This is a genomic window from Bellilinea sp. (assembly GCF_034432615.1).
In the GTDB taxonomy this organism is placed as follows: Bacteria; Chloroflexota; Anaerolineae; order Anaerolineales; family Anaerolineaceae; genus Bellilinea.
On the sequence record NZ_DAOUBL010000311.1, the window covers coordinates 1 to 9,864 of the forward strand.

Sequence of the window (9,864 nt, forward strand, 5' to 3'; positions counted from 1 at the left end):
GTGTAGATACGCTGGCCATAGCGAAGTGTAACGATTAAACCGGGGACTTGTTGTTCCTGACAGAATTCACCCGGATCGGCCGCTTCGAGACAAGAATTTTGCCATGTTACCGATTCGATGGCCTGAATGGTGATACGCTGTGGTGAAATGTTCAACTCACGGGCGAGTTCGCGTCTGGCTTGCAAAGCGCCGCCGGGTGGCTGGATGAATCCGCCATCCTGCGGGGGGAGGGTGGCTGTTGTACGGGCTGTGTTTTCTGGTGAACATGCCGCCAGCATAAAAATTACAAGGAGAGTAAGTGGGTGAATCCAGCGCGTCATCAAAAATGATTGTAACGGAAATTCATCACTTCGTGATAGAAATGCCCATTAATTGATTCGGGCTGTCAATAGAAATAGAAATGAATTTTTGGCCATATCTGCGGTATTTCAATCACAAGGACTCGGTAATTTACGGCATGATTAAAGCGGAAACTTCGACTCAGCGATAATTTTGATAAATCGTCAGGACTTTATCTGCGTAGGAGTAGCCCACGTCCATGGGACCATATGATTTCAAAGCCTCGCGAACATCGCCTTTTCGTTGAATCAAGCCCACCAGCATTCGCACACCATATTCAATGTTGAATTGTGGGTCAAACAATTCCTGCGAGGAGGGGCGATTGGCAAAACACGGGCCATTGACACACATAAATTCAGCGGCTTTGCCATCGCGCGGCATGACCTGCATCAAACCAACCGCCCCACTGCGTGAATAGGCATCCGGATTTCCACCCGATTCTTGAAGCATTACGGCGGCGATCAGGTTAGGGTCAAGTTGATGCTCAGTGGCGGCATGCTGGATATAGGCGCACCATTGTTGAATATTTTCAGGATAGCGGTTGGAGAGGGTACAATCATCTGAAGCCATTTCTTCTGGTTGCGGGGTGTTGACTTGTTCTGCTGGCGGGGTGGTGGGTTCAACATCTGACGCCTGGACGACGGCAGGTGGACTCAACAGCAGTCGGGAAATCCCCACAACCAGCAGGATACCCACGATTACTGCAGGAAAAATGGCTTTGCTGGGGTGATTCATTTCAGCCTCCGGGCAAGATTTCAAATTTTTGTTTTTTATCATGAGTGGCTGAAATGATTATAGAACAATTATTCTATTTTGAAAAGGGATTGGCAACCATCATTGGGGTGATTTTCGGGTGAGAGAGGTTATTTTTTGATCGATTCTGCTAATAACTCTTCCAGAGATTCACCCTGCAGCGCTCTTTCTTTCCAGCCCGGCATGAGATAATCGAGCAAGACGCCTTGTGCAAAACCAGAGTAATAAAATAGGGTTTCACCGTCCATGTTGGTCTTGTGCATTGTACTGAGTTGGGTGTGCCAGAAGCGCTCTCGCGATGAATAGTTTTCCAAATTCAATATTTTTGCACTTTCGTTCAATGGCTGAAAATCCTGCTGCGCTGCTATTTTGCCTAACTCCAATTCGGCATATTTTGCCATGCCCTCCAACCACTCCCTTTGACGCTCGTACTCGATCAGGGGATTGCTTAATTGAGATGAGGTGCGGCGTTCCTCGCGGTGCTCTAAAAAAGTGGTAGCAATTTGAAGGGCTTGTTCACGGTTGGATATTTCGGCTGAACGACTTAAAATTTCAAGTTCTTCTTTCCAGCTCGCCAACATTGCCTCATTGTCAAAGGGGTATTGATCTGCCCTGCTGCTGATCAACTCGGCTCTTTCAAACATGGCAGGATTGGTTCTCGCTTGAAAAACATGAAATGCCTCATGAGCAAGTGAGCTGATGTATGCTTCTGGTGCAAGAAACAAATCTTTGAAGAACAGGCGGTATGGGAAAATTTCGCGCAGGATGGGCGGCAACTCGGAGTACATCAAGTTATGCATATAAATCAACGCAAATTCGTTGGTCTGAAATGATGCTGCCAGTTGATTGCCAACTTTGACGATAAAATTTTCTGGAGTTTCCTGAGAATTTTGAAGCGGTGTTCGAAAGTAGTTGTGACCGTAGTTTGAGACTTCTTCCCATTTTCCACCGCGCTGGTGCTTGCGTGGATACATCTCCCAGCCCAGGCTTGTCTGCTCTGGGATCAACCCGCTCACGAATGCCGTATTTTCATTGTAGAAAACCCATGCAGTGGGGAAATCCCCCCAACCGGGAAAAACCTGATTTCCCACCAACTCAATCAGGTGATTGGATTCCCTCATCAACTGAATTTGTTCCTGGCTGAGAACGTGGGGATTTGCTGAAGTTTTGGGAATAGTACGATTCAACAGAAACTGCAGGGTGCTGCTGAACAGGCAAATTGCGCTGATGAGGAGAACAAGCCAACCGATTGTTGCTTTTTGAGATCGTTTCATGACCTTCCGCCATTTGTGAAAATTTGAATTAGCATACAAGTCATATACGCATCTGCTATAATTCCGGTTGCAGGGGTAATTCAACCAAAAGGAGTAAACGATGAATCCTAAAGGTTCGCTCTGGTATAAGAATGCTATTTTTTACGAAGTCTATGTACGCGCTTTCTATGACAGCAATGGAGATGGACATGGTGATTTGCCGGGATTGATTCAAAAGCTGGATTATCTGCAAAATTTGGGGGTGGATTGTATCTGGTTGTTGCCCATTTACCCTTCTCCGCTGCGCGATGATGGATATGATATTGCCGATTATTACAATGTATTGCCAACCTATGGCGATTTAAATGACTTTAAAGAATTGGTGCGTCAGGCACATGCTCGTGGAATGCGGGTTATCACCGATTTGGTGATGAATCACACTTCCGATCAGCATCCCTGGTTTCAAGCGGCGCGCAGCAGCCGAACCTCCCCCTACCGCGAGTATTATGTCTGGTCAGATACCGATCAGAAATACAAAGAAGCCCGCATCATTTTTTTGGATACGGAAAAATCGAATTGGGCATGGGATGAGGTGGCAGGTCAGTATTACTGGCATCGGTTTTATTCTTCCCAACCTGATTTAAATTACGATAATCCTGCTGTGCAAGAAGAAATGAAGAAAATCATTCGCTTCTGGATGGATATGGGGATTGATGGTTTTCGTGCCGATGCGGTGCCGTACTTGTTTGAACGTGAAGGCACCAATTGCGAAAATTTACCCGAAACGCACGCTTACTTGAAGGAAGTTCGTGCATTTCTGGATCAGTATTACCCCGATGCGATTCTGCTGGGTGAAGCCAATCAATGGCCGGAGGATGTATTACCCTACTTTGGCAACGGGGATGAATTGCACATGAATTTTCATTTTCCGCTCATGCCGCGGTTATACATGGCATTGAAAAAGGAAGACAAAAACCCCCTTGAATGGGTTTTTGAACGCACACCAGCCATTCCCGAAAACTGTCAGTGGTGTACCTTCCTGCGCAACCATGATGAGTTGACGCTGGAAATGGTCACACCGGAAGAACGGGAATTTATGTGGCGTGAATACGCACCAGACCCAAAGATGCGCCTTAACCTGGGTATTCGCCGCCGTTTGGCGCCTTTACTGGATAACGACCAGCGGCGGATTCGTTTGTTGTACTCCATGTTGTTCAGTTTTCCGGGTACCCCAATTATTTATTATGGCGATGAGATTGGAATGGGCGACAATATTGAACTGTTTGACCGGAATGGAGTGCGCACACCAATGCAGTGGGAGGCCTCGCAGAGTGCAGGTTTTTCTGCAGCGCCTCCTTCCCGCTGGTATGCTCCAGTTATCTCTACCCCGCCGTTTGATCCACAACGGGTTAATGTGGCCGATCAGATCAGACGCAGTGACTCGTTATATCATTTTTTGAAGCACCTGATCACCCTTCGCAAAGCTCACGCCGAGCTTGCCAGTGGGGAAACACGCTGGATGGATACCGGCTCGTCATCGGTAGTTGCAGTGTGGCGGGCGGAAGGTGACCGCTGGTTGTGCGCCATTCATAATCTTGCCGAGAAGGTTCAGGAGATCAACCTGACCTTGCCGGTGGCGACGGGTGGTCTTACCGATTTAATTGAAGGCCGGTTGACTTTCAATCCTCAGGAAGGCCATATGAAAGTCCAGCCTTATCAAACCGTCTGGTTTTCCAATACAGTAAAGTAAAAAGCGATTATGGATTGCCGCGCGCCAGTAAAAGGATGCGCGGCAATCCTTTGTGGAGTAAACCACTCATTTGATCAAGCAAATTTTGAAGATCAGCCGGTGTGAGGGTGGGGGGGTCTTTGATTTCCTCGTTGCCATTACTCATTTCGCTGAGTAAATATACCCGCCCTGCCAGGTCGGGAAAGACATGCTGGAGAGATTCTTTGTGACCTCGCTCCATGACCAGAATCAGGTTGTGGCTGCTGATCAGTCCCTCGTTCAAATTTTGAGAGCGATGTTTTCTAAGGTCAAATCCTCTGGCAATGCCTGCCCTGATCACCTCATCCGGGCAGGGCAAATTGTCCTGTACCCATGTTCCGGCGCTGTTGACGCGCCAGCGCTGCGAGGGTAAACCTTCGCGGATCAGGTAATTACGAAATAACGCAGCAGCCAGGGGGGAGCGGATGCGGTTGGCCGTGCAGACAAACAGCACCGAGGGACGGATCAACGGCGCGGTTCTGCCAGTGAAGGTCAAATTAGCGCTCCATGCTGACTACCTGCTGTTCCCAGCGGTGCCAGTCTCCAAAGCGTTCTTCCAGAATGCGTTTTCCTTCACCGGGGCAGGGCAATCCGGCCAGTTCCAGATCGGCATCTACCATGATACGCACCAGTTCGTGAAAGCGGACTTTGGGCTGCCAGCCCAATTCACGCTGGGCGCGACTGGCATCCGCCAGCAGATAATCCACTTCGGTCGGACGGAAGTAGCGCGGGTCAATCCGCACATAATCTTCCCACTTCATGCCTACATAGCCAAAGGCTTCTTCCAGAAATTCACGAACCGAATGCGATTCACCGGTACCGATGACGTAATCATTGGGTCTGTCCTGCTGCATGATCAGCCACATGGCTTCGACATATTCGGGGGCATAACCCCAATCGCGCTTGGCATCCAGATTTCCCAAATATAGATACTTTTGGCGGCCGGCTTTTATGGCAGCGATGGCGCGAGTTATTTTGCGGGTGACAAAGGTTTCACCGCGGCGGGGTGATTCGTGGTTAAAGAGAATGCCATTGCAGGCAAAAATGCCGTAGCCTTCGCGGTAGTTGCGGGTCAACCAGTAGGCGTAAACTTTGGCGGCAGCATAGGGGCTGCGGGGTTCAAAGGGTGTATCTTCATTTTGGGGGGGCTTTGCTCCGCCAAACATTTCACTGGAAGACGCCTGATAGAATTTTTCCTCAAAACCGCTTTTACGGATCGCTTCGAGGATGCGGGTGGTGCCCAAAGCCGTCACATCGCCGGTATATTCAGGCATATCAAAACTGACCCGAACGTGACTTTGAGCGGCAAGATGATACACCTCATCCGGGCGGACGTTGTAAATGATGTTGGAGATGGTTTCGGCTACCGAAATATCGCCATAATGCAAATACAAACGAACTTCGCCACCGTTCGGGTGGGGATCATGGTAGATATGATCAATCCGGCGGGTATTGAAAGTGGATGCACGGCGGATAATTCCGTGGACTTCGTAGCCTTTGGAAAGTAACAGTTCAGCCAGATAAGAACCATCCTGTCCGGTGATACCGGTGATCAATGCTTTTTTCAAAATTTCCTCCTGAGATCAAACGAATTGATCGAATTGTTCAATGAAAATACTGCAAGGAACAAGTATAACCGACCCCCTTAAGAACTGTCAAACAAAAAAATTCTGGCAGAGAAAGCCTTCCTCTGCCAGAACAGGTTGGATGATGAGTGACTTCAGGCGGGTTGCTTGACTTCTACTTCTTCCTTGCGAAAGGTTAACTGATTATCACCCGGCTGATAATCTACGATGACACGATCACCACGCTGGAATTGACCGGAGAGGACACTGATGGACAGCGGGCTTTCGATGTGTTTTTGTAGGGCGCGGCGCAACGGGCGGGCACCGAAAGCCGGGTCGTAGCCAACTTCTGCCAGCCATTTGCGGGCTGCCTCGGTCAGAACCACATCCAGCCCATGTTCCTTAAGCCGATCGCTGACCTCTTTCATTTGCAGGTCAACGATTTGATACATTTGCTCCAGCTTGAGTGGTGAGAACATGATAATCTCGTCAATCCGATTGAGGAATTCCGGACGGAAAGTGCTTTTTAGCGCTTTCTGGATTTTCTCGTGTTGAGCGCGATTTTCGTCGCTCGAATCTTCACTTAAAAAGCCCAACGTACCGCCCTGCCGCACAAACTCGGTGCCCAGATTGCTGGTCATTATCAAAACCGTGTTGCGAAAGTCAACTACCTGTCCCTGCCCATCGGTCAATCGGCCATCATCCAGAATTTGAAGCAAAGCGTTCCACACTTCCGGGTGGGCTTTCTCGATTTCATCGAATAAAATGACCCGATATGGCCGACGGCGGACGGCTTCGGTTAACTGACCACCTTCCTCATAGCCCACATAACCGGGCGGGGCGCCGAACAGGCGGGAAACGGTATGCTGTTCGCGGTATTCGCTCATGTCAAGGCGAACAAGGGCATCTTCATCACCAAACAAAAATTCAGCCAATGCTTTGGCCAGTTCGGTTTTGCCAACCCCGGAAGGGCCAATGAAGATGAAGGAACCAATCGGGCGGCGGGGGTCTTTCAAGCCGGCGCGGGCGCGGCGAATGGCGTCTGAAATGGCATGGATGGCTTCTTCCTGACCGATGACCCGTTCGCTCAGCCGTTCTTCCATGTGAAGCAAGCGCTCCGCTTCCGATTCCATCATTTGACTGACCGGAATACCCGTCCATTGCGCCACTACCTGAGCAATATCATCCACATCTACCACTTCATCCAGTTTGTGTTCGGCTTCCCATTTGTCGCGCAACTGATTGAACTCGGTTTCAAGGCGCAAGCGCTCGGCCTTTTTGCGGGCAGCGCGTTCGTAATCCCGTTCAATACCGGCCTGTTCTTCTTCGGCGCGCAATTTTTCCAGTTCGGTTTTCATTTCTTTCAGTTCGGGCGGCAGCGAGAACAATGCAACACGCAGCTTGGCAGCAGCTTCATCCATCAGGTCAATGGCTTTGTCCGGCAGGTGACGGTCAGTCACATATTGCGCCGAAAGTCGTGCAGCAGCCACCAGGGCTTCATCAGAGAAATGAACTTTGTGATGAGCCTCATAGCGGTCGCGCAATCCCATCAACATCTTAATCGTGTCTTCCACACTGGGTTCATCCACATAAACCGGTGCAAAACGGCGTTCAAGAGCCGAGTCCTTTTCAATGTGTTTGTGATACTCATCCAGGGTGGTTGCACCAATACATTGCAGCTCACCACGCGCCAGGGCTGGTTTGAGCATGTTGGATGCATCCATGGCACCCTGAGCGGCGCCGGCCCCGACTACCGTGTGAAGTTCGTCAATGAACAGAATGATCTCGCCCTCTGAACGCTGGACTTCTTCGATTGCGGCTTTGAGGCGTTCTTCAAATTCACCGCGGAAGCGGCTGCCGGCGATCATTGCCCCAAGATCGAGGGAAACCACCCGTTTTCCCATCAAGATTTCCGGTACATCATTACTGGCAATTTTTTGAGCCAGGCCTTCCACGATGGCAGTTTTACCAACCCCGGCTTCGCCAATCAGCACCGGGTTGTTTTTGGTGCGGCGGGAGAGGATTTGCATCACGCGGCGGATTTCATTATCCCGTCCGATGACCGGATCCAGTTTGCCTTCGCGTGCCAGCTGAGTTAAATCACGGGAGTATTTTTCCAGCGTGCGGTAGCGGGTTTCAGCCTGCGGGTCGGTTACTCGTTGACCGCCGCGCAATTGCATGATGGCATCCAGTACCCGTTCTCGAGTCAAGCCGTTGCTTTCCAGCAGTCGTGCAGCGGGCGTGTTCCGTTCGCTGAGAATTGCCAGAAAGATGTGTTCGGTTGAGATATATTCATCTTTAAGGCGGCTGGCTTCTTCGTTAGCCAGATCCACGATGCGTTTGACGCGCGGGGTTATGAAGATCTGCCCGGCTCCGCCGCCAAAAATGCTGGCTTTGGGGCTGGTGCGCAAAATGTAATCCAGCCGGTCGGCAAGCATATTGGGGTCAACCTTCAAGATTTCCAGAATTTGAGAGATGACCCCTTGCGGTTGTTCAATTAAAGCGAGCAAGATGTGCTCGGTATCAATCTGGTTGTGCCCATAGCGCTGGATGATTTCCGCAGCGCGCTGAGCGGCTTCCTGTGCTCTTTCGGTAAAACGATCAAAACGCATCATGGTTGATTATCCTTAGAATCTGGTTATACAATGCCTTCGATGGAATTATAGCATTGCATTCATCAGCATTTTACAAACACTGTATTAGAAATCTATCATCATTTTAGTTTCTTTGAGCCATCAGAACAAGCGCTCAGGTGCGGATGTACACCATTTTGCCTTCCACCATCGTAAGGAGGATATTTCCTTCATCATCCATCAAAAAAAGGTCGGCGTCTTTACCCGGTTCAAGGCTGCCTTTCTGGTGTGCAATGCCAATAGCACGGGCAGGATAAAGGGATGCGCTCAATACGGCCTCCTGAAGTGAAATGCCGACGGCGTTTGTGAAGTTGCGGAGCGCCCGTTCGAGGGTCAGGCCGCTGCCGGCCAGTGTGCCATCCAGCAAAGATACCTTACCCTCTTTGACCTGCACCGGGCGGTTATCCAGAATATACTGTCCATCTGGTAAACCGGTTACCCGTGTACTGTCAGAAACCAGCACAATTCCCTCGCTGCCGCGCAATTGATAGAGGATGCGTTGGGCAAGGGGGTGAACATGGACGTTATCGGCAATCAACTCGCAGCGCAGCTCCGGCATTGTCATGCCGGCACCCACGACACCGGGTTCACGATGGTGAAATGGACTCATGGCATTGAAGCAATGGGTCAGCAGACTGACCCCGCGTTGAACGGCAACCTCCATTTGCTCATAGGTTGCGCTGGTGTGACCGGCGGCAACCGTGATACCGCGGGAAACACAGGCGTCAATCAACCAGAAATTTTCGGGATATTCCGGAGCAAGTGAAACCACTTTGACCATCTCATGGCCAATGAGAGTGAGGGCTTCCTGCCGGTTAGTTGCCTGACGGATGAATTGAATGGCTTGAGCGCCGGCGCGATTAGGATTCATATATGGGCCTTCAAGGTAAGCACCCAAAAGGGCTGCTCCGTTTCGGATGCGACCGTACGCATTTCCCACCGCGTCCAACGCTTTGAGCAGGGCGGATTGTGGGGCAGCCCATGTGGTAGCCAGAAAGGCGGTAACGCCGTGCTGGACCAAAAATTGAGCAATTTCTTCTATGGCGTGCAGGTCACCATCCATGAACTCGAAACCCATTGCGCCGTGAATGTGCAAATCAATCAGACCGGGTAGAAGATGGTGCTGATGTGCATCCACTTTTTCCTGAGCCTGCTCCAGTTCGGTTGCAGGTGGCTGACCACTGCCCAGCCGGCTGATGGTGCGGTTTTCAATGGTGAGCCAGCCGGGGGATAAAATTCCGTTGGGAGTATAAATTTTTGCATTCCAAATTAACGTAGCCATCACAAAAAATCCTTACCGCTTGTTTTATTTGATTGTAATCTGAAAACGGAGATGATTGTGTTTTAGGCAAAGGAAAATTTTAATCAGGCTGCAGATGGGAGCGGGTTTTCAAGTACGGGTAAGCGGTGTACAATTTTGGTATGGAAGTTGCCCTGCCTTCCTCTCGTCAACATATCCGCCCGCTGCGCAGCCGTAAGGATATTCTCGCAGTGGCCGATTTGATTGAAATTTGTTTTGCCGATCATATGGATTTTGACGGGCGGGAGTATAT

General features: G+C 50.1%; 7 protein-coding genes and 1 pseudogene. 1 reads left to right on the forward strand and 7 read right to left on the reverse strand.

The features are described 5' to 3' along the window. From VAE48_RS14065 to VAE48_RS14075, 3 genes and pseudogenes are all read right to left on the reverse strand, one after another. Window positions 1-320 (reverse strand): annotated as a pseudogene (locus VAE48_RS14065) (hypothetical protein); the annotation flags it as partial. A gap of 160 nt (window positions 321-480) precedes the next feature. Then, entirely contained in the window at window positions 481-1,074 is a 594-nt protein-coding gene (locus VAE48_RS14070) for a lytic transglycosylase domain-containing protein (protein WP_322793961.1), read from the reverse strand. A gap of 128 nt (window positions 1,075-1,202) precedes the next feature. Beyond that, window positions 1,203-2,366 (reverse strand): hypothetical protein, encoded by a 1,164-nt coding sequence (locus tag VAE48_RS14075; RefSeq protein ID WP_322793962.1) that lies wholly within the window; start codon window positions 2,364-2,366, stop codon window positions 1,203-1,205. 100 nt (window positions 2,367-2,466) lie between these two features. On the opposite strand from VAE48_RS14075, the gene treS reads away from it, so the two are divergent. Continuing rightward, window positions 2,467-4,095: a maltose alpha-D-glucosyltransferase gene (gene treS / locus VAE48_RS14080; protein ID WP_322793963.1), complete on the forward strand. Its 1,629-nt coding sequence runs from the start codon at window positions 2,467-2,469 to the stop codon at window positions 4,093-4,095. Window positions 4,096-4,102: 7 nt separating this feature from the next. On the opposite strand, the gene VAE48_RS14085 is transcribed toward treS, so the two are convergent. The 4 genes from VAE48_RS14085 to nagA form a co-directional block, all read right to left on the reverse strand. Next, window positions 4,103-4,609, reverse strand: coding sequence for a hypothetical protein (locus VAE48_RS14085; RefSeq protein ID WP_322793964.1), 507 nt, complete (start codon window positions 4,607-4,609; stop codon window positions 4,103-4,105). Between the two features lies 1 nt (window position 4,610). Further along, window positions 4,611-5,681, reverse strand: a complete 1,071-nt coding sequence (gmd, locus tag VAE48_RS14090; RefSeq protein WP_322793965.1) for a GDP-mannose 4,6-dehydratase — start codon at window positions 5,679-5,681, stop codon at window positions 4,611-4,613. 152 nt (window positions 5,682-5,833) lie between these two features. Next, window positions 5,834-8,290, reverse strand: coding sequence for an ATP-dependent Clp protease ATP-binding subunit (locus VAE48_RS14095; RefSeq protein WP_416181055.1), 2,457 nt, complete (start codon window positions 8,288-8,290; stop codon window positions 5,834-5,836). Between the two features lie 136 nt (window positions 8,291-8,426). After that, a complete protein-coding gene (gene nagA, locus VAE48_RS14100; protein ID WP_322793967.1) occupies window positions 8,427-9,593 on the reverse strand; it encodes an N-acetylglucosamine-6-phosphate deacetylase in 1,167 nt (388 codons plus the stop codon). Between the last annotated feature and the right edge of the window lie 271 nt (window positions 9,594-9,864).

What these genes read in the sequence shown, in the direction of transcription:
- VAE48_RS14070 (WP_322793961.1), bottom strand. Translation starts at nt 1,074, where the DNA reads ATGAATCACCCCAGCAAAGCCATTTTTCCTGCAGTAATCGTGGGTATC.
- VAE48_RS14075 (WP_322793962.1), bottom strand. Translation starts at nt 2,366, where the DNA reads ATGAAACGATCTCAAAAAGCAACAATCGGTTGGCTTGTTCTCCTCATC.
- treS (WP_322793963.1), top strand. Translation starts at nt 2,467, where the DNA reads ATGAATCCTAAAGGTTCGCTCTGGTATAAGAATGCTATTTTTTACGAA.
- VAE48_RS14095 (WP_416181055.1), bottom strand. Translation starts at nt 8,290, where the DNA reads ATGCGTTTTGATCGTTTTACCGAAAGAGCACAGGAAGCCGCTCAGCGC.
- nagA (WP_322793967.1), bottom strand. Translation starts at nt 9,593, where the DNA reads ATGGCTACGTTAATTTGGAATGCAAAAATTTATACTCCCAACGGAATT.